The sequence below is a fragment of the Antarctobacter sp. genome, assembly GCF_048262615.1.
Classification (GTDB): Bacteria; Pseudomonadota; Alphaproteobacteria; order Rhodobacterales; family Rhodobacteraceae; genus Antarctobacter.
Genome location: NZ_JBLXFB010000007.1, coordinates 68,323 through 88,403, shown reverse-complemented (window position 1 = coordinate 88,403; position 20,081 = coordinate 68,323). Strand labels below are relative to the sequence as shown.

Sequence of the window (20,081 nt, the reverse complement as noted above, 5' to 3'; positions counted from 1 at the left end):
ATGATGTAGCCTGCCGCATTCGGAGACCAGAACTGGGGATGGGGCTCATGGAATTGCGTGAAAGAGTGAACGCGGCGGTGAAACAGGCGATGCGGGACAAGGCGCGAGACCGCCTGTCGACCCTTCGGCTGATCAACGCGGCGATCAAGGACCGGGACATCGCGGTCCGGGCCGAAGGCAACGAACAGGGTGTCGACGAGGCCGGTGTGCTGGCGATCCTTGGCAAGATGGTCAAGCAACGGCGCGAAAGCGCAAAGAGCTATGAAGAGGCCAGCCGGCTGGACCTTGCGGAACGCGAACTGGCCGAGATCGAGGTGATCGAGGAATTCCTGCCGCGCGCGCTGACCGACAAGGAAGTCGCGGCGGCCATCGACGCGGCCATGACCGAGGTTGGCGCGGACTCGATCCGCGACATGGGCCGCGTCATGGGCGTGCTGAAGTCGAAATACACCGGCCAGATGGATTTCGGCGCGGTTGGCCCTCAGGTCAAGGACCGGCTGTCGGCCTGACAGGTCGCAAGAGGGGGCGCTGCCCCCCGCCGCCTTTGGCGGCTCCCCCCGGGGCATTTATCGCAAAGAAGAAGCGCAGGATCGCGCCATTTTTTGGGGCGGTGACTTACCTCGGGGGAATGCCCCGCAGGGGCGAGGGGCCGCGCGCCCTTGGTTGTCTTGGGCGCGGGTCAGGCAGGCGCTTGCGGCATCTCGTCGTCGCTGGCATCGGGGCTGGCATCGGGCACCGGAAAGCCGTCGGCGATGGCCGAGAGTTCTTCGGCGTCGTCGATGCGAAAGCGTTCGACGAAGCGGGTCTTGAAACTGACCCGCCCGCGCCGCGCGCCGAAATTCTCGCCGTGGTTCAGCACGTAGAGCACCGAGGGTTCGGACAGCGGCGACAGCTTGCGCCCCGCAAGCGCGGCCAGATAGGGGAACATCCGGTGTTCGTGCTGCGTCATCGCCTGAAGAAAGGCGGCGCTTTGCGGCAGGTCCGGGTCGTGCCCCAGTGCCGCACAGGAACCACAGAGCTTCCAGAACGGTTTGCGCAGCGGCTGCCGCAGGGTGGGCACATCGGCCAGCGCGATGGTGCCCGCCGCCTCATCCATCACATAACCGGACTGCACCAGATAGCCGCCGGGGGCCTGACGGCGCAGCATCTCACGGACGCTGCCCTGCCGCAGCAGGTCGTCGGCGTCAAAGCTCATGACATAGCAGGGCGGCAGGTCCATCTTGTCCAGATGGGCGGTCAGCGCGGCCAGTTTCATCCATTTGTCATTGCCGGGCGTCGGCGCGGTGTAGGGCAGGTACGTGATACGCGGATCGTCGGGCAGGGGCGGGCGGTCCTGACAGCAGATCACCGCCTGCCAATGCGGATCGTTCTGCGCGATGAAACAGTCCAGCGTCGCGGAGAGGCGCGCGGTCACCGCTTCCCAGTCGCCGACGCTGTCGGGGCCGACCAGCGGGATCAGAAACACCACCTGTTTGCGCAATGGAGGCACGCGGGTTTCCAGCGCGTCGCGCAGGCGCAGCGCCGCCGCCTCGCTGGGCGCGGGCGTCAGCCGGTCGATCCAGCCTTCGCGGTCCAGCGCCACCGAGAGCCGCAGCGCGGCGCGGTGCCATTTCGGCGTTGCGGGAACCTGTGCCATACCGCGCGCCCTAAGGATGCGCCGCGCGGCGGACCGCGTCGGTGAGGTCGGAAAACAGCGCCTTGCGTTCGTCCTCGCTCAGGAAAGAGCCGATCTCGACCTCGCGGCCCTCGCCCTTCAGCGTGACGTAATAGGGCACCGGGCCGCCGGACTCATGGCAGGCGACCTTGACCCAATAGGTGTTGCTTTCCCAATCCTGCCGGTCGCCCTTGGGGTTGGTCCGGATCAGGCGTGTGGTGTCGGGTGTGACGGTCAGATCCTCCAGAATGCGGCGGTCCCGCTGGTTGCGCCGCAGCGCATAATACAGCGCCGCCGTGGCGGCCAGCATGAAAGGCAGCAATCCCCACAGCACAGCGGTGCCGATCACCCCGTAGAGGGGCAATGACGCAAACAGGAAGAAGCCAAGGATCATCGCGGCAAAACCCTCTGGCGACAGCGAGTTATGCGGCCAGAGTTGCAGATGCTGGGTGACTTCACGCTTTGGGGTTTTCCATTGGTAGGGCATTGCGCTGTCGAATTCCATTTGCCGGGGGGCAACGGCCCGCCGACGCTATCTGATTGGATATACCTCAGAAATGCGATGCGTCAAAGCGGTGGCACGTCGCGCCTGATGCGGGGCCCCGCCGGAGCCGCCCGGCGGGGGCCGTCCGCAAATGAAAAGGCCCCGACAGGTGTCGGGGCCTTTGCTGTCTGTCGGGTCTGGACGGCGCTTAGTGCGCGTGGCCCTTGTCCCAGTCTTCCTGCTTTGGCAGCTGCTCGAACGTGTGTTCGGGCGGCGGCGAGGGCAGGGTCCATTCCAGCGTATCGGCGTATTCGTTCCACGGGTTGGCCTGCGTCGCGCGGGCCCCACGGGTCAGTGCGTGGAACATGACGTAGAAGAAGAATACGAAAGACGCGAAGGACAGGAAAGCGCCCATGGATGAGACATAGTTCCAGGTGGCAAAGGCCTCATGGTAGTCGATGTAACGGCGCGGCATGCCCTGACGGCCCAGGAAGTGCTGGGGGAAGAAGGTCAGGTTGGCCCCGATGAACATCGCCCAGAAGTGGATCTTGCCCATGGTTTCGTTGTACATCCGGCCGGTCATCTTGGGGAAGTAGAAGTAGATCCCCGCGAAGATCGCGAACACGGCCCCCAAGCTCATCACATAGTGGAAGTGCGCCACGACGTAGTAGGTGTCGTGATAGGCGCGGTCGATGCCCGCCTGGCTGAGCACGATACCGGTCACGCCCCCTGCGGTGAACAGGAACAGGAAGCCGAAGGCCCAGAGCATCGGTGTCTTGAACTCGATCGAGCCGCCCCACATGGTCGCGATCCACGAGAAGATCTTGACCCCTGTGGGGACCGCGATGACCATGGTCGCCAGCATGAAGTAGCTTTGCTGGGTCAGCGACATGCCCACGGTGTACATGTGGTGCGCCCAGACCACAAAGCCCAGCGCGCCGATGGCGATCAGCGCCCAGACCATCGGCAGGTAGCCGAAGATCGGCTTGCGCGCGAAGGTCGCGATGACATGGCTGATGATGCCAAAGCCGGGCAGGATCACGATGTACACTTCGGGGTGACCGAAGAACCACAGGATGTGCTGGTACAGGATCGGGTCGCCGCCACCGGCAGGATCAAAGAAGGTCGTGCCAAAGTTGCGGTCGGTCAGCAGCATGGTGATGGCGCCAGCCAGAACCGGCAGCGACAGCAGGATCAGCCACGAGGTGACAAAGATCGACCATGAGAACAGCGGCACCTTGAACAGGGTCATGCCGGGGGCACGCATGTTCAGGAAAGTGGTGATCATGTTGATCGCGCCAAGGATCGACGAGGCCCCCGAGACGTGCACCGCGAAGATCGCCAGATCCATCGAGAAGCCGGCCTCATTGGTGGACAGCGGCGGGTAAAGCACCCAGCCCACGCCAGAGCCAAGCTGGCCGTTGCCGCCCGGCGAAAACACCGAACAGACCGCCAGCGTGGTGCCCGCGACATACATCCAGAACGACAGGTTGTTCATGCGCGGGAACGCCATGTCCGGCGCGCCGATCTGCAACGGCATGAAATAGTTGCCAAAACCGCCAAAGAGCGCCGGAATGACCACGAAGAACATCATCAGGATGCCGTGGCCGGTGATCAGCACGTTCCAGAGGTGTCCGTTTGGCGTACAATCGGCAATCGCCGCTGCGGAAAGGCGCATGCCTTCCATACACATGTACTGAACGCCCGGCTCCATGAGCTCGAGCCGCATGTAGACGGTGAAAGCCACCGAGATGAAGCCTGCGAATGCCGAGACGACGAGATAGAGAATCCCGATGTCCTTGTGGTTCGTCGACATGAACCAGCGGGTAAAGAACCCCCGGTTGTCTTCATGCTCGTGGCCGTGAATGGCGGCGTCTGCCATTGTTTGCCTCCTGCTGATCCCAATGCATAGGGTACGGATCGGGAATCCGCCCGCGCCCAATGTTCCTTTCACGTTTTAGAATGTGACCCTAGGGGCGGCAATGGCCGGATTTGACGCAGATCAAATCTTTTTGTCGCACCTCGGATGGCCTTGGGCGGGGCGGCACGGGGGAGGGGATGCCACAAAGGTGTTGATCGCTCGCCGCCATCTGCGCAAGGGTTTGGCGTGGCTGTCGAAACGACCACAGGAGACCGCAGATGCGCCGATGGAGACTTGCGCTTGCCTTGGCCGGGGTGGTGTCGGGCACCCCGGTTCTGCCCGCGCCGGTGGCGCAGGTCTGCTCTTGCGATCCCGCCCCCGAGGGGGTGCATGGGACCGTGCCCTCGGCGACCGGACCGGCAAGTTGCCTGCTGGTGTCAAAGCTGGACGGGCAGGGCTGCCGGATCCTGGTGGACGCGCCGCATGGATCGGCTGACCACGATGCGATGGTTCTGGCGCTGTTTCCAAGGCTTGGGGGGCTGCGGTCCGAAGGGGCCATGCCCTCTGTCCGCGATTACAGTTGGGTGCTGGATGTCGCCAGTCCGGGGGCGGCTGCCGCGCCGCGCGCCGCGGAGCGGCGTCTGGCGCGCCGCGAGGGTCTTGCCGACCTGCTGGCGCAACGGACCTCGGCGCTGCTGCACGATGCGGGCGACGCCGTGCCGGGGGCCTTTCGGTCCGGGGTGATGACGGCGGCCCCGGCGGTCGAGGTCTGTCGCGCACGGACGCTGCACGATTTTCTGGGCGGCGGGCCGTTGATCCTGGATCTGCCGCCCTACACCGTCGAGCTGGAGCAGGGCTTTGGGTGTTACAAGGCGCAGTTCGGCGGTTACCTGAGCTTTGCGGTGGTCGTGGAGGACAGGCTGTACCGCTACATGATGTCCATGCGCTGGCCGCCGCGCCCCTGACCGCCGCCCGCCCGCCGCCAAAAGCAGGTCCGGAATACCTTACGGTCAGGGTTTCCCGACTGTCGGCGCGGGGCCGGATTTCCTAGTTTGAGATCAACGCAGCGACACCAGATCCTGCACCAGATCGACAAGGGGAAATCATCATGGCCTATCTCGACAGCAGCTTTGTTTCCAACCGCGCCAGCCTGCGCCAGCGTGTTGCCCGGTTCTTTGAGACGCCGTTTGATCGCCGCTATCGCCAGCGCACCGCCCGGATCGCGGCGCTGCGCGCCCTGTCGGACGCCGATCTGGCCGCCCGCGGGATCGCCCGCGAGGATATCCTGCTGCATGTCTTCGCCGGTAAGGCCTGACCGTCACGGGCCCCAGCGTCATTGGCCCCAGCGTCACAGGCGCCGCCCGGCGGCGTCGAGAGTTTTTAGAACCAAACCCTTTAAGGGCCTCGTGCCCCACGATTTTTTCAATGATTGCAAGAGGGGGCGTTGTGAGTGCGCCCCCTCTCTTTTTGACGTCCTCCCCCCAGGAACAGCGATTTTGGCCCGCGCAGGTCCGGTATTCCGGACCGTCCGGGTTTCCTGACTGATGCGGGCGCGGCCAAGGGCGTACATTGAGACCATCTGCTGAATACGACATCCCGACACGCATCCCACTGGGGGGAGATCAAGATGGCCTATTTCGACAACAGCTTTGTGAGCAGCCGCGCCACCCTTCGCCAGCGTATGGCCCGTCTGTTCGAGACGCCCTTTGACCGCCGCTACCGCCAGCGCACCGCGCGGGTCGAGGCGCTGCGCGCCATGTCAGACGCCGAGCTTGTCACCCGTGGCATCGCCCGTGAGGACATTCTGTTCCACGTCTTCACCGGCAAGCTCTGAGATTTGCGGCGCGGCCCGCTGTCCGGGGCCGCGCCGCACCGGACGATTTGCAAGCACCAAGAGATTTAAGACAGACGCGGGGTCATTTTTCTGCCCCGACCAAGGAGGGGCCGCGCGGATGCACGGCCCCTCGCCTTTGGCGGGCGAGGCGATGCCCGTCAGCGTCCCAGCATCACCTGATCGAATTGCGTCCGCAGCGCCACGTCCAGATCGGCCATCGTGACCGGCAGGCCCAGATCCACAAGGCTGGTGACGCCGTAGTCGGTGATGCCACAGGGCACGATGCCGTCAAAATGGCTCAGGTCCGGTTCGACGTTGATCGACACCCCGTGAAAGCTCACCCATTTGCGCAGGCGGATGCCGATGGCGGCGATCTTGTCCTCGGCCATGGCCCCGGACGGCAGGCGCGGGCGGTCCGGCCGTTCGATCCAGACGCCGACGCGGCCGTCGCGGATATGGCCGGTCAGGTTGAATTCGGCCAGAGTGGCGATCACCCAGTTTTCAAGATCCTGAACGAAACAGCGAATGTCTCGCCCGCGCTTGTTGAGGTCCATCATGACATAGACCACCCGCTGTCCCGGCCCGTGATAGGTATACTGCCCGCCGCGTTTGGAGGGATGCACGGGAAAGCGGTCGGGGTCTTTGAGGTCTTCGATGCGGGCAGAGGTGCCAGCGGTATACAGCGGCGGATGTTCCAGCAGCCAGATGCAATCCTCGGCCCGGCCTTCGGCAATCGCGGTGGCGCGATCCTCCATAAAGGCCAGCGCCTCATCATAGGGGGTCAGACCCTCGGTGATCTTCCATTCCATACGCTGTCCGGGGGTGCCGCCCCGCCTCCGTTTTGCCGCCGACGGGGATGGCACGGCATCGGGGGACTTGTCCAGCGGGCGGTGCCGCGCGCCGCGCCAGAGCGACTGTGCAAGAAACCCGCCGAACAGGGTTTTTCCCTCTTCACAACCTTGCGCGGCTCCGTTAGAGACCCCTCCACCAAGTCAAGACAGTGCGGTCGTGGCGGAATTGGTAGACGCGCAGCGTTGAGGTCGCTGTGGGGTAACACCCGTGGAGGTTCGAGTCCTCTCGACCGCACCAAATTTTCTCAGGAAATCGTTGATTTTGCGAGCAGGCAGCCGACAGGCTTCCTGTCGCTTTGCCGTTGGGCATGGCCGCCGGGCAGGCATTTGCCGACCAGTAAAGGGTGTCTGATGTCCGGGGGAATGGGCGGGTCGCCTCCCTGTGCCGCGCGCCCTGCGGGGGGCTGCGACACAACGCAGACCCCTGACAGCCAAGCGGCCTAAAGAAAATCGTCGGGCACCGCGACCAGAAGTTGCCCGGCATTCAGGCTGAGCACGTCGACGTCCCGCAGCACCATCCTGTCGCCAGAGGCCAGCCTGATTTCGGCGTCGTCCTCGCCGTAGGGCAGGATCATCAGCGTTTCGATCTGCGCGGGGTCCACAAGGATTCGGTCCTCTCCGACGACGTAATCGTAGACGACGTTCAGCCCCGATCCTTCGCGGAAGACAAACACATCCGCGCCGCCGCCGCCGTACAGCCTGTCGGTGCCGCCCAGACCCTCTATCAACTCGTCCAGCGCGGTGCCGTGCAGGATGTCGCTGCCTTCGGTTCCGGTCAGAAACCCGACCGTCTGCGGCGCGTCGATCAGGGTCAGTTGATTGGCCTCGAACAGGGACACATTGCGCAGGATCAGGCGGTCGCCGTCAGGCGTGCGCAGTTCCAGATCGGTGTCCTTGTAGGGGCGGAACGTCAGGTCAGAGGCATCCACACCGACAAGCTGGATGCTGTCCCGCGTGGTGTCGAAATCATAGACGACATTGGTGTCGTAGCCGCCGCCGAACATCACCACATCGGCACCGTCGACCGTGGTGATCCGGTCGGTGCCCGCGCCACTGTCGATGGTGTCATTGCCGCTCAGGGCAAAGATCCGGTCGTCCCCTTTGTGGCCGGTCAGGGTATTGGCGGCGTCGCTGCCCAACGTGTGAAAGACGATGCGATCCGCGTCGTCCAGCGCGATCCCTTGCAGCAGGATATGTTGGCCTTGCACGGTGACAACCTCCAGCCCGTCGGCCTGCATGACATAGCTCACATCGGCGGCGGAGGTGCCCGGCAGGCCGATTGCGTCCTGTGTGAGGTCAAAATCCACCACCGTGTCGAGGCGGCCATCCGCGCCCAGGACAAAGGTGTCCTTTCCATCGCCGCCGATCAGCAGATCGCGGCCCCAGCCGCCGATGAGGGTGTCATGGCCCGCGTTCCCGATCAGGGTATCGTCGCCCGACAGGCCGGTCAGGCGTTCGCTGCGCGCATCGCTTTGGATGTGCAGGCCGGTGGCGCGCTCCTCGACCGTCAGGCGTGAGGGGGCCACGGTCAGTGAGAACGGCAGCACCGGGACCGTGGCGTGTGGCCCGGTGGCAAAGACAAAATCCTCGGTCGACATCAGATAGCTGTCGGAGGCCGCGCCATAGGACACCGTCGGGTTGGCAACGGCGGTCTCTGTCACGATCCGCAACAGCCCGGAGCTGCTGATCGTGGCCGAGGTGATCGGGACCTCGGTGCCGTTGTCCGAAAATGTCAGGCTGCCCGGATCAAGGAGCGTCGAGACGGTTTGTCCCGGTGCCAGATCCAGTTGCAGCAGGAGGACGGTGTCCGTGACCAGCATTGCCTGACCGGGGGTGGGCGACACCTCCCCGGTCGAGATGGCGATGGCCATGCGGCGGGCGGCGGTCTCATAGCCCGCGTCGGTCAGGTGAACGCTGTCGCGCAGGTCCAGATCATGGATCGCGGTGGCAAGGGTGATCGCGTCGTTGCCCTCTGCAATGGCCTGTTGGGCGGCGCGAATGGCCTCTGTCCCGCCATGCAGGCTAGGGGAGTAGAACGCCCGGTCGCCAAGCGACTGTATCCAGACGCGGGGCGCGCCGCTGGCCTCCATAAGGTGATTGAGCACAAACGAAAGGCCGTCTGCATAGGCCGCCGCGCCATGCGCGCCGACATAGGTGGTATCCGCCTCGCCCTGCGCCCAGATCACCCCCAGAAACACGGTCCCCGAGGCGACCTCGGCCCGCAGCCGGTCGGTGAACAGCGTCAGGTTTGGCCCCGCCGTGCCATTGGTTTCGTCGTACCAGTGGTTTTCGCTGATCCGGGTATGCAGGTCGGGATCGTCGGGGGCGCGGCTGTCCGCGTATTGCGATGCGGACCCGGCCAGCATCGCGGACCCGCCGCGCGCCGCATCAAAGAACTGCACGTCGGTGTAGTGCGGATTGAGCGCCAGAAAGGTCTCGCGGAACGAATCGAGGGCGCTGCCGTCCCCGGCGCTGAACCATTGATCAATATTGGATTGGCCCGCGAGGACGAAATAGGCAATCATGGCATCCCAATCCCGAGAATAATTCCCGAAATCCTAGACGATTCGTGCCGTCATGTCACCGAAACCTGCCCGCGTGGGGCAGGTTCGGCCCCCCGTCGCCTCAGGTCTTTTTCTTCATGGCGGCCTGAAGGGCCGCGCCCAGAGCGCCTGTATCGTTGCCCTGTCTGGGGGGCTGCGGGCTTTTGGGTTTGCCGCCGTGGTTGCCGCCGTGTTTTCCACGGTCCGCCTTGGGCGCGGCGCGGTTTGGACGGGCGTCGGGCTGCGGGCCGTCGCTGGTCTGTTTGCGCATGGACAGGCCGATGCGCTTGCGCGGCAGATCGACCTCCAGCACCCGGACCTTGACCACATCGCCCGCCTTGACCACTTCATGCGGATCTTTGACAAACCGGTCTGCCAGTTGGCTGACGTGGACCAGCCCGTCCTGATGCACGCCGATATCGACGAAGGCCCCAAAGGCGGCGACATTGGTCACCGTGCCCTCCAGCAACATGCCGGGTTTGAGGTCTTTCATCTCTTCGACGCCATCGGCAAAGGACGCAGTCTTGAACCCCGGTCTAGGATCACGGCCCGGCTTTTCCAACTCGACAAGGATGTCCCGCACCGTGGGCAGACCAAAGCGGTCGTCCACAAAATCCTCTGCGCGCAGGCGTTGCAGCGCCGCCCCGTCACCCATGATCGCGCGCAGATCGCGCCCGCAGGCCTTGACGATGCGCCGGGCGACGCCATAGGCCTCTGGATGGACAGAGGAGGCGTCCAGCGGCTCATCCCCGTCGCGAATCCGCAGGAAGCCGGCGGATTGCTCAAACGCCTTCGGGCCCAGCCCCGGCACCTTCAGCAGCATCTTGCGGGAGGCAAAAGCCCCTTCCGCGTCGCGTTGCGCCACGATTGCCTCTGCCAGACGTGGTCCCAGCCCGGACACCCGCGCCAGCAGCGCCGCCGAAGAGGTGTTCAGATCCACCCCAACGGCGTTCACCGCATCCTCGACCACCGCTTCGAGCGCTTGGCCAAGATGGCGCTGGTCGACGTCGTGCTGGTACTGGCCGACACCGATGGACTTCGGCTCGATCTTGACCAGTTCGGCCAAGGGGTCCTGCAAGCGCCGCGCGATGGACACCGCGCCGCGCAGCGACACGTCCAGATCGGGAAACTCGCGCGCCGCCAGTTCCGAGGCCGAATAGACAGAGGCGCCGGCCTCTGACACCACAACCTTGGTGGGGCGCGGCGCGCCGTCGGGCAAAAGCCGCAGGGTATCGGCGACCACACGTTCGGTTTCGCGGCTGGCGGTGCCATTGCCAATGGCGATCAGGTCCACGCCATGACGTTTGATCATCTCGATGATCTTGGCCTCTGTCCCGCGCACGTCCATGCGCGGCTGGTGGGGGTAGAGCGTGGCCGTCTCCAGCACCTTGCCGGTGGCATCGACCACCGCCGCCTTGACGCCGGTCCGCAGGCCGGGGTCCAGACCCAGGGTGGGCCGCGCCCCCGCCGGGGCGGCCAGCAGCAGCGCGCGCAGGTTGCGGGCAAAGACGCTGATGGCCTCTTCGTGGGCGCGTTTGCGCAATTCGCCCAGCAGATCGACATACATCGACAGGCTCAGCTTGACCTTCCACGCCCATGTTGCCGCCTTGCGCAGCCACAGGTCGCCCGGTGCGTCGCCGGGAATGCCGATTTCCAGCGCGATCATGCCGATGGCGCGGTCGATGCCGGCCTCTGGTTCCGGCGCGATTTCGACGGTCAGAATGTCCTCTTTCGCAGCGCGCAGGATGGCCAGCGCCCGGTGCGCGGCGATGTTGGCCCATGCCTCGTCATGGTCGAAATAGTCCGAGTATTTCGCGCCGTCCTGTTCCTTGCCCGGCACCACCATAGAGGTGATGCGTGCCTCGGCCCGCATGAAGCCGCGCAACCGGCCCAGGAGAACGGCATTTTCGGCCAGTTCCTCGACCAGAATATCGCGCGCGCCGTTCAGAGCGGCCTTGGTGTCGGCCACCTGATCGGACAGATACGCGCCCGCCAGCGCCTCTGGATCGGCGCGGCGGTCGGACAGGATTGCGCGCAACAGCGGCTCCAGCCCGTTTTCGCGGGCAATCATCGCCTTGGTGCGGCGCTTGGGTTTGTAGGGCAGGTAGATGTCTTCCAGCGTGGCCTTGGTTTCGGCCTTGGCGATGGACAGCGCCAGCGCATCGGTCAGCTTGCCCTGATCGCGGATCGAGCCAAGGATCGTCTCGCGCCGAGCTTCCAGTTCACGCAGATAGTCCAGACGTTCCGCCAAGGTCCGCAGTTGCGTGTCGTCCAGCCCGCCGGTCGCCTCTTTGCGGTAGCGGGCGACAAAGGGCACGGTCGCCCCGCCGTCGAGCAGATCGACCGTGGCGGACACCTGTCCCGGTGCTGCGCCGATTTCCGTCGCGATCTGGCGGTAAATGCGGTCCTGGGCTGTGGTCAAGGCAAGGCTCCCTGAATGATGTGGACCGCCTTGTTAGCCGCTGGATGGAGAACTGCCAACAGATTGCGTAGGCGGGCGGCCACCCTCCGCCGGAAATTTCTCAGGCCAGAAACCGGCGCGGGGAATGCCGTTGCGTCGGGCTGCGGCATTGACTTGGGTCAATCCCATCCCGCATCCCATTCCCCAGGGGACGTCCGGCAAGAGCGCGGCGATGCGGGCCATTCGAGGCCATGCGGCGCGACGGGCGGCGGACACAGGCAAGAGGCATCGGGCGATGAAGATTGAGAACCGGACTTTCGACGAACTGCACGTGGGAGAGACCGCCACTTTGCGCCGGTTGTGTACGCAGGACGATCTGCTGGTCTTTGCCAATGTGTCGGGCAACCACAACCCGATGCACGTCTTTGACGCCGATGGCGACGGTGACGGCGTGAATGAGGCGGTGGCACCGGGGATGTTTGTCGGCTCGTTGATTTCCGCCGTCTTGGGCAACCTGCTGCCGGGGGCGGGGACGCTGTACCGCGCGCAGAGTCTGGTGTTTCACAATCGCGCCCATGCGGGGGATGAACTGGAAAGCCGCGTGACGGTGACGGACCGCAATGAAAAGGCGTGTACCGTGACGCTGGCGACAGAGGTTACGCGCCCCGCCGATGGTGCGTTGATCCTCTCCGGCGTGGCCGAGGTCGAGGCCCCGCGCCGCAAGCTGAGCTATGACAGCCATGACCTGCCGGGCCTGATCGTCCAGCGGCACCGGCATTTCGAAAAGCTGTTGGTGCGGGCGGCGCCTTTGCCGCCGCTGGTGACGGCGGTGATCGCGCCGGAAGAGCCCAATTCGCTGGGCGGCGCGCTGCTGGCGCGCGACCACACGCTGATCACGCCGATCCTTGTGGGCTGTCCCGACAAGATCGCCAGCACCGCCGCGGAACTGGGCCGCAGTCTGGACGGGATCGAGATTGTGCCAGAGCCGGATCACGCAGAGGCCGCGCGTGCGGCGGTGGCGCTGGTGGCGGCGGGACGGGCGGGCGCGCTGATGAAGGGGCATCTGCACACCGATGTGGTGCTGCGCGCCGCGCTGGACAAACAGGCCGGGCTGCGCGCCGGGCGGCGGTTCACCCATGTCTTTGTGATGGACGTGCCGGGTCTGTCGCATCCGCTGATCGTCACCGATGCGGCGATCAACATCGCGCCGGACCTGAAAACCAAGATGGATATCGTGCAGAACGCCATCGACATCGCCATCAGCATCGGGATCGCGGTGCCCAAGGTCGGGGTGCTGTCGGCGGTGGAGACGGTGAACCCGGACATTCCGTCGTCGGTCGATGCGGCGCTCTTGTCCAAGATGGCAGAGCGCAAGCAGATCACCGGCGGGCTGGTGGACGGGCCTTTGGCGATGGACAATGCCGTCGATCTGGCCGCCGCCCGGACCAAGGGCCTGTCGTCGCCGGTGGCCGGTCAGGCAGAGGTGCTGGTGGTGCCCAACATCGACGCGGGCAACATGCTAGCCAAGCAGTTGACCTATATCAGCCACGCCGAAAGCGCCGGGCTGGTGCTGGGCGCGCGGGTGCCGATCATCCTGAACTCGCGGTCTGATGATGACATGTCGCGGCTGGCCTCCTGCGCGGTGGCCGCGCTGCATGACGCCCGCATCACGGCGGGCCGGGGATGACCTTTGCGCTGGTTCTGAACGCCGGGTCGTCGTCGCTGAAGTTCGGTCTGTTTCAGGGGCGGCATCCGGGGTTGATCGTGGGCGGTCAGGTCGAAAAGATCGGCGGGGCGGCGGTGTTGCACCTGCGGGACGCGAAAGGCACGTCGCTGGTCGATACCGCCTTGCCGCCGCACGCGGCGGGCGATCACGCGGGCGCGCTGACGGCGGTGCTGCAAGAGATCACCGGCCGCTTTCCCGACGCGCGGATCAGCGCCGTGGGGCACCGGGTTGTGCATGGCGGCATGGACTATGCCGCGCCCACGGTCATCACGCCCAGGGTGCTGCACGATCTGGAACAGTTGGAGCCGTTTGCCCCGCTGCACCAGCCGCATAACCTTGCCGGTATTCGGGCGGCCTTGGCGGCATTCCCCGACGCGCGGCAGGTGGCTTGTTTCGATACGGCCTTTCACCGCAACCACCCGTTTGTGAATGACACCTTCGCGCTGCCGCGCAGCTACTATGACAAGGGCGTGCGGCGCTACGGGTTCCACGGGTTGAGCTATGACTACATCTCTGGCGCGTTGGCCGAGACTGCGCCGACCCTGCACGCGGGCCGGGTGGTGGTGGCGCATCTGGGCAATGGCGCGTCGATGTGCGGGTTGCTTGGCGGGCGGTCCATTGCCTCATCCATGGGGTTCTCGGCGCTGGACGGTCTGCCGATGGGCACCCGGTCGGGGCAGCTTGATCCCGGTGTGGTGCTGTACCTGATGGCCACAGAGGGGATGGACGCGGCGGCGATCTCTGACCTGTTGTATCGCAAATCCGGGTTGCTGGGCCTGTCCGGTGTCAGCAGCGACATGCGAACGCTTTTGGACTCGGACGCGCCGGGTGCGCGGGAGGCGGTGGCGTATTTCTGTTTCCGCATCCGGCGCGAGTTGGGTGGCCTTGCGGCGGCGCTGGAGGGGCTGGATGCGGTGGTCTTTACCGGCGGCATTGGTGAGAACGCCGCCCCGGTGCGGGCGCAGGTTTGCCGGGGGCTGCGCTGGCTGGGGATCGAACTGGATGAGGACCGCAATACGCGCAATGACAGCGTGATCAGCACGGATCTGTCACGGGTGCGGGTTCTGGTCATGCCGACCAATGAGGAAATCGTCATCGCCCGCGCCGCGATGGCGCTGGGCTGAGGCGGGTCAGATCGGCACCAGATGGTTGTCCCATTGCAGCGCGTGGGCGGCGGTCCAGCCCAGCGCCTCGCTGGTGATGTCGCCGGTGCCGGAGGTCAGCAGAAAGCCCTGCGCCGTGGCCGCCACGCCGCAGACATCCGCCATGTCAAAGCTGCGCTTCAGCGCGCCGGTCGCGGTGTCAAAGACCTGCGCCAGCCCTCCGCGCGGCGAGGTGATGGCGACCTCTTTGCGGTCAGACAACAGCGCCACGCTGCCCGCGTAGCCCATCATCCTTTTCGCCTCTGCCGCAGGGGGCGTGACCAGCAGCGGCGTGCCGCCTTGGCGCGTCAGGCCCAACAGCGGCGGGTCGTCGGACAAATCACCCTGCCACTGCATCGCAAAGCCGACCAAGCCGTCCGGCGCGACAGCAAGGTGCCGGATCGAGTTCTTGTGCAGGGCGCGGTCCAGTTCCTGCTGATCCAGCAACGCGCCATCGAGGTCGAAAAAGCTGAGGTTCGGGGCCATCAGCGGGATGTTCAGCTTGGTCCGGCCTGCGTCGGGATGCGTCTCGATCCCGCCATTGGCCACCACCAGCGTCTGGCCGTCGGGCATCAGCTTGATGTCATGCGGGCCGACGCCGCCCGATGCGAACTCTGTCAGGCGTTTGCCCGATCCCAGCGACCAGACCCCGATCACGCCGCGCGCGGCGTCATAGTCATTTTCACTGGTGAACAGATGCGCGCCATCGGGGGAAAACGCGCCGTGGCCGTAGAAATGCCGCCCCTCGGGGGCCTCCAGCCGGGCGGTTTCCTGACCCGTGACGCAGTCCAGCACCACGGCAAAGCGGCCGGGGCGGCGGGCGAAGCCCACCGCCAGCGGCTGGTTCGGGTGGGCGGCGGCGGCATGGCCCCGGTCGGGCAGCGGCAGGGCAAAGGCAAGGTCGCCAGAGGCCCGCAGCCCGCAGAGCAGATAGCGCCCGTCAGAGGCCCGCGCCGCCGACAGGAACGCAGGTGCGCCCGCCTCGGCCCATGTGGGGCGCGGACAGGCCCCTGCGGCCAGCAACCCGGCCAGAAATCCCCGGCGACCTGTCATCTCAATCCCCATCCAGTGAGTTGAACCCGGCGGCGATGCCCAGCCGGGGGCCAAGGTCATTGCTCACAATCTCGCGGATCTCGGCGATGCGCTGTTGCAGGGTCTCGATGCGCAACCGCCCCTGCGGGTCGCTGACCCCGGCAAAAACCGGATCGTCCAGGATAGCGGCCCGCTGCAAGGCGCGCTCAAACGCGGCGTCCAGTTTGGCGTCGCCATCCGACAGCCGTGCGCCAAGGTCGCGCAGCGCCTGTAGCGACAGGACAACATGGTGTAGAGACCGTTCAGAGCGACGCGCCTCGGCCCGGTTGGGGCGGGGTTGTTCGAAACTGCCCAAGGGGCGGCCCAGACGGGTGTCGGCGGTGAACTCCAGCCCGGTGGACAGGGCGGTGAACAGCTGCTTGGCGGCCTCGTCGGGGGTGCGGTAGGTGTCGTTTCCGGCCTGTCGCATCAGGTCGGCATATCCGTTCTCCCACCCGGCAAGGATGTCGGCGGAAATGTCGGCAATATCCGCCGCCATGACCTGCACCAGCGAGCAGCGATAGCCCGCAACCCCCGCCGTGGCGAATTGCGGATCGTAAAGCATGAACTCCATCGCGTAAAAGCCGCGCGCGGCGATGGACACGGACTGGAAGGTCTCAAGGCTGTTTATCACCGGGTCTTCGCCGCCGATCAGGCGGCCAAGCGCCTTGGGCGTCGCGCCCCGGCTGTCCGGCCAGAAGGCCAGCGCAAAGGCGCGGTCGCCATGTTCAGAGGGGCCAAAGCGCAAGTGGCTGACGGCGACCCAGGCATCAAAGGCGGTGCCGTAGGCGGCCCGCAACTGGGCGCTGTCCGGGGAACAGTCTGCGGCGGCGGCCCCCGCAAGCGCGGCGGTTTCAGAGGCAAGTGTCCGGTAATGGGGCAGGACATGGCCATCGACGATTGCGTCCACATCGGGTGTCGCCCCCCATGCGGGCAGGGCGGCAAACATCAGGGCAAAGAGGGGACGGCGCATCAAAGGCTCTCCAGAAAGGCGATCAGGGCGGCACGGTCGGGCACGGGCAATGCCGCCACACTGTCGCGATGCGGCTGCGCCTCACCGCCGTGCCAGAGGATCGCCTCCAGCAACGACCGCGCGCGGCCATCGTGCAGGAACTGGGTATGCCCTGACACCTGTCGCGTCAATCCGATCCCCCAGAGCGGTGGCGTGCGCCATTCGGTGCCGGTGGCGCGGGCCTCGGGGCGGTGATCGGCCAGACCCTCACCCATGTCGTGCAGCAGCATGTCGGTATAGGGCCAGATCAGTTGAAAGCTGTGCTCTGCGCGGTCTTGCAGCCGGTGGGTGACAAAGGCGGGCTGGTGACAGTCGGTGCAGCCGGTGGCGTAGAAGATTTCCTTGCCGCGCAGGACCTGCGGGTCTTCCACGTTGCGGCGCGCGGGCACGCCTAGGTTGCGGCTGTAGAAGGTCACAAGGTCCAGCCCCTCGGCGTCGACCTCGAACACCCGGTCATCGCCGTCGCCATGCGGGGCTGTGCGGCAATCGGCCTCTGCCTCTGTGCATTCGCCCCAGCCCGCCGGGAACAGCGGGGTCGAGATGCCGATATCGCCGGAAAAGGCGGCGGCGCTTTGGTGGCGGATGGTGGGCGCGCCCGCCTTGAGACCAAAACGCCCCAGCATCGGCATGTCGTATTCGGCGGACCAGACCACATTGGCGCGGCCGGATATGCCGTCGCCGTTGGCGTCATCCGGATCGGCAAGCGCAAGGATGTCCGCCGCGGGCACCGCCTCCAGCAGGCCAAGGCCGATCATCTGGGGGGCGACCCGCGGGCTGAGCATGGCATCGGGGTGCAGGGGGCCATAGCCAAGGTCGGCGGCGGTATAGGTCGGCTTGCGCAGCGACGCGACCTCACCACCCGCAAGCGGCACGGCAATCTCTTCGTAATCGACCTGTAGCCGGTATTCGGCGGCATGGCCGGGCAGGCTGAAATCCTGCATTTGCAGGCCATAGGTCGGGTCGGGGGCGGTGGCGATATAGTCCTCGATCTGGGGGATCATGTCGGCGGGGCCGCCGGGCACCGAGACACGCAGGAACATCGACACGGCATCGTCCTGCGGGTCCGCCGGGGCATGGCCGCGCCCGTCCTTGATGTGACACCGCTGGCAAGAGCGCGCGTTGTACAGCGGCCCCAGCCCGTCAGAGGCCAGTGTCGACGAAGGCGACGACACCCACAGTTTGCGAAAGAGGCCGTTGCCGACCTTGAAGTTCAGCTCTCCCTCGAAATCGAGGCTGGCGGAAGGCAGGGAAAAGGCGTTGGCGTCCGGGGTCACACGCACGGTGGCGGCTCCGGCGGGCTTGTCCTCGAACCGTTGCGGCGTATCGAAAGAGGGGGGCGGGGCCAGCACGCGGGCGATGCGCGCGGATTCCTCGGCCGTGCGGGGGATGATGTTCAGGTGGGGTTCGTCCAAGGGGCCCGCCGCTGCGGCGGACCCAAGGAAAGCTGCGATCAGCGCAAGGTTACTCGGCTTCATCCATCTTCGATGCGTTGAGGTGGGCATAATTCTCGGCACCGACACGATCGTGCAGGCTGATCTGGGTTTCGAGAAAGTCGATGTGCCCTTCTTCATCGCCCAGCAGGACGTCGAACAGCTCTTTGGTGACGTGGTCGCCGACCTCATGGCAATACTCGCGGGCCTCTTTGTACAGGGCGCGCGCCTCCTGTTCCGCCGCCAGATCGCATTCCAGCGTTTCCTTGGGCGTCTGGCCGATGCGCAGCGGGTCCAGCTTTTGCAGGTTCGGGTGCCCTTCGAGAAAGATGATCCGCTCGATCAGCTTGTCCGCGTGGTTCATCTCTTCGATGCTTTCCTCGCGGCTTTTCTTGGCCATGTGGCCAAGGCCCCAGTCTTCCTGAAGCTTGTAGTGCACCCAGTACTGGCTGATGGCCGTCAGTTCGCTGCGCAATGCGCGGTTCAGGTAGTCGATGACTTTGGTATCGCCTTGCATATGTCAGATCCTTCTGTGGATGTGGCTGGCTTGAGCATGGGCTCTGGCTTGCGCAGGTTGGGAACCAACACGGTTTTATGCGCTTTCAGTGTGTCAAGGAAGAGCGGCATACAGCCGCCACAGTCAGCCGATTTTCCCAGCGCGCGGTAGACCTTGCGCGGGGTGATGAGGGTTTCGGGGTCCGCCGCCCGCATCCATTCCATTGCGGAACGGATGTCGTGATCGGTGATATTCATGCAGTGGCAAACGATCATGGCGGCGAACCTGTTCAGAAAGTTACTGGAAGACGGCCTCGGGGTCGTCGAGGCTGTCGGAGCCTTCAAAGGCGATGGCGTCCACACCCAGCGTCACCACCACACGTTCGATGCTGCGGGTCTGGTCGATCAGACCGTTGACGCCGCCCATGACCAGCGCCTCACCGGCGGTCGAGTCGCGATCCAGCATCATATCGTAGCTGAACCCGGCCTCTGCGGCGCTTTTGATCCGGCCCAGCGCCATCATGGTGCCTGCCAGCTTGGTCTTCATCTCGGTGTCGAGGGCGGCGTCTTTTTCCGCCACAAGGTCGGACAGGGACGGGCCGGTGACCAGCGTGCCGTCGATGCGCACGTATTCGCCCAGATAGACGTTCTGCACGCCCAGACCGTCGTAGTAGTGGCTGTTGTGCGTGTTGTCGGAGAAGCAGTCATGCTCTTCCTCGGGGTCGTTCAGCATCAGGCCAAGGCGCATCCGTTCGCCCGCCTGTTCGCCGTAGGACAGCGATCCCATGCCGGTCAGCATCGCGGTGATGCCTGCGGCCTCATTGCCCATGACCTCGGCGCGCGCGGCACCGCCCTCGGCCCATTGCGCGGCCATCCATTTAAGGTCCGAGACCAGCAGATCGGTCGCGGCCTTGAGGTAATCGCCCCGGCGGTCGCAGTTGTCGTTGGTGCAGGCGTCGCCCTGCGCGTAATCGGTCCAGGGACGGTTGCCCGCGCCCGCCGCGTGGCCGTTCAGATCCTGACCCCAGAGCAGGAATTCGATGGCGTGATAGCCGGTGGCCACGTTCGCCTCGATGCCCTCGGCCTCGTGCAGGGTGTCGGACAGCAGGGCGGGGGTGATGTCGGTGGCGTCCACGGTGGCACCCGACAGGGGCAGTTCCGGCGAGGCGACAACGTTCAGCGCGGCAAAGGCGTTTTCATCGGTCGGGCCGCCATAGGACAGGTCGACATAGTCGATCAGACCCTCATCCAGCGGCCATGCGTTCACCTTGCCCTCCCAGTCGTCGACAATCGCATTGCCGAAGCGGAACACCTCGCTTTGCTGGTAGGGCACGCGCGCGGCAAGCCATTCCGCCTTGGCCGCTTGCAGCGCCTCGGCCGACGGCGTGGCGATCAGCGCGTCAACCGCCGCTTGCAGGCGCTGGGCGGCGATCAGGCTGTCACCATAGGTGGCCTCGGCGATGTCGGCGTAGGTGTTCAGAACCTCCGCCTTGGCGGTCTCGGCGGTTGCGGCAGAGCCGAAACCTGCGGCAAGGGTCAGCGCGCTGGCGGCGGTCAGGGTATTCAGGCGTTTCACT

General features: G+C 65.4%; 18 protein-coding genes and 1 tRNA gene. 7 read left to right on the top strand and 12 right to left on the bottom strand.

The genetic code is table 11. The features are described from left to right. Positions 1-47: 47 nt before the first annotated feature. Positions 48-509, top strand: a complete 462-nt coding sequence (locus tag ACN0S5_RS09830) for a GatB/YqeY domain-containing protein (protein WP_417208005.1) — start codon at positions 48-50, stop codon at positions 507-509. Between the two features lie 170 nt (positions 510-679). On the opposite strand, the gene ACN0S5_RS09825 is transcribed toward ACN0S5_RS09830, so the two are convergent. The 3 genes from ACN0S5_RS09825 to ctaD form a co-directional block, all read right to left on the bottom strand. Continuing rightward, entirely contained in the window at positions 680-1,636 is a 957-nt protein-coding gene (locus ACN0S5_RS09825; protein ID WP_417208004.1) for a hypothetical protein, read from the bottom strand. Between the two features lie 10 nt (positions 1,637-1,646). Beyond that, complete coding sequence (locus ACN0S5_RS09820; RefSeq protein ID WP_417208134.1) at positions 1,647-2,141, bottom strand: DUF2244 domain-containing protein; 495 nt, start codon at positions 2,139-2,141, stop codon at positions 1,647-1,649. Between the two features lie 205 nt (positions 2,142-2,346). Further along, positions 2,347-4,020 (bottom strand): cytochrome c oxidase subunit I, encoded by a 1,674-nt coding sequence (gene ctaD, locus ACN0S5_RS09815; RefSeq protein ID WP_417208003.1) that lies wholly within the window; start codon positions 4,018-4,020, stop codon positions 2,347-2,349. Positions 4,021-4,277: 257 nt separating this feature from the next. On the opposite strand from ctaD, the gene ACN0S5_RS09810 reads away from it, so the two are divergent. From ACN0S5_RS09810 to ACN0S5_RS09800, 3 genes are all read left to right on the top strand, one after another. Continuing rightward, positions 4,278-4,964, top strand: coding sequence for a hypothetical protein (locus tag ACN0S5_RS09810; RefSeq protein WP_417208002.1), 687 nt, complete (start codon positions 4,278-4,280; stop codon positions 4,962-4,964). 143 nt (positions 4,965-5,107) lie between these two features. Further along, positions 5,108-5,314, top strand: a complete 207-nt coding sequence (locus tag ACN0S5_RS09805) for a hypothetical protein (protein ID WP_417208001.1) — start codon at positions 5,108-5,110, stop codon at positions 5,312-5,314. A gap of 312 nt (positions 5,315-5,626) precedes the next feature. Further along, positions 5,627-5,833 (top strand): hypothetical protein, encoded by a 207-nt coding sequence (locus ACN0S5_RS09800; RefSeq protein WP_417208000.1) that lies wholly within the window; start codon positions 5,627-5,629, stop codon positions 5,831-5,833. 158 nt (positions 5,834-5,991) lie between these two features. On the opposite strand, the gene lipB is transcribed toward ACN0S5_RS09800, so the two are convergent. Continuing rightward, positions 5,992-6,642, bottom strand: coding sequence for a lipoyl(octanoyl) transferase LipB (lipB, locus tag ACN0S5_RS09795; RefSeq protein WP_417207999.1), 651 nt, complete (start codon positions 6,640-6,642; stop codon positions 5,992-5,994). Between the two features lie 193 nt (positions 6,643-6,835). On the opposite strand from lipB, the gene ACN0S5_RS09790 reads away from it, so the two are divergent. After that, positions 6,836-6,922 (top strand) — tRNA-Leu (locus ACN0S5_RS09790). A 202-nt stretch (positions 6,923-7,124) separates the two neighbouring features. On the opposite strand, the gene ACN0S5_RS09785 is transcribed toward ACN0S5_RS09790, so the two are convergent. Next, positions 7,125-9,209, bottom strand: a complete 2,085-nt coding sequence (locus tag ACN0S5_RS09785; RefSeq protein WP_417207998.1) for a calcium-binding protein — start codon at positions 9,207-9,209, stop codon at positions 7,125-7,127. Positions 9,210-9,309: 100 nt separating this feature from the next. Next, complete coding sequence (locus tag ACN0S5_RS09780) at positions 9,310-11,649, bottom strand: Tex family protein (RefSeq protein ID WP_417207997.1); 2,340 nt, start codon at positions 11,647-11,649, stop codon at positions 9,310-9,312. A 274-nt stretch (positions 11,650-11,923) separates the two neighbouring features. Here ACN0S5_RS09780 and ACN0S5_RS09775 point away from each other — a divergent pair, with 274 nt between their 5' ends. After that, a complete protein-coding gene (locus ACN0S5_RS09775) occupies positions 11,924-13,315 on the top strand; it encodes a bifunctional enoyl-CoA hydratase/phosphate acetyltransferase (protein WP_417207996.1) in 1,392 nt (463 codons plus the stop codon). After that, positions 13,312-14,478: an acetate/propionate family kinase gene (locus ACN0S5_RS09770; RefSeq protein ID WP_417207995.1), complete on the top strand. Its 1,167-nt coding sequence runs from the start codon at positions 13,312-13,314 to the stop codon at positions 14,476-14,478. The genes ACN0S5_RS09775 and ACN0S5_RS09770 overlap by 4 nt, the downstream gene beginning before the upstream one ends. A gap of 6 nt (positions 14,479-14,484) precedes the next feature. Here the strand turns inward: ACN0S5_RS09770 and ACN0S5_RS09765 are convergent, their stop codons facing one another. The 6 genes from ACN0S5_RS09765 to ACN0S5_RS09740 are packed head-to-tail and all read right to left on the bottom strand — an operon-like array spanning position 14,485 to position 20,080. Continuing rightward, on the bottom strand, positions 14,485-15,549 hold the full coding sequence (locus ACN0S5_RS09765; protein ID WP_417207994.1) for a DUF1513 domain-containing protein: 1,065 nt from the start codon (positions 15,547-15,549) through the stop codon (positions 14,485-14,487). A gap of 1 nt (position 15,550) precedes the next feature. Continuing rightward, positions 15,551-16,540 carry an imelysin family protein gene (locus tag ACN0S5_RS09760; RefSeq protein WP_417207993.1) on the bottom strand — a complete coding sequence of 330 codons (990 nt, stop codon included), beginning with the start codon at positions 16,538-16,540 and terminating at the stop codon, positions 15,551-15,553. Beyond that, positions 16,540-18,054, bottom strand: a complete 1,515-nt coding sequence (locus ACN0S5_RS09755) for a di-heme oxidoredictase family protein (RefSeq protein WP_417207992.1) — start codon at positions 18,052-18,054, stop codon at positions 16,540-16,542. The genes ACN0S5_RS09760 and ACN0S5_RS09755 overlap by 1 nt, the downstream gene beginning before the upstream one ends. After that, on the bottom strand, positions 18,041-18,526 hold the full coding sequence (gene bfr / locus ACN0S5_RS09750) for a bacterioferritin (protein WP_417207991.1): 486 nt from the start codon (positions 18,524-18,526) through the stop codon (positions 18,041-18,043). The genes ACN0S5_RS09755 and bfr overlap by 14 nt, the downstream gene beginning before the upstream one ends. Next, entirely contained in the window at positions 18,493-18,780 is a 288-nt protein-coding gene (locus tag ACN0S5_RS09745; protein ID WP_417207990.1) for a (2Fe-2S)-binding protein, read from the bottom strand. The genes bfr and ACN0S5_RS09745 overlap by 34 nt, the downstream gene beginning before the upstream one ends. Positions 18,781-18,802: 22 nt before the next feature. Next, positions 18,803-20,080, bottom strand: a complete 1,278-nt coding sequence (locus ACN0S5_RS09740; RefSeq protein ID WP_417207989.1) for an imelysin family protein — start codon at positions 20,078-20,080, stop codon at positions 18,803-18,805. Position 20,081 lies beyond the last annotated feature (1 nt).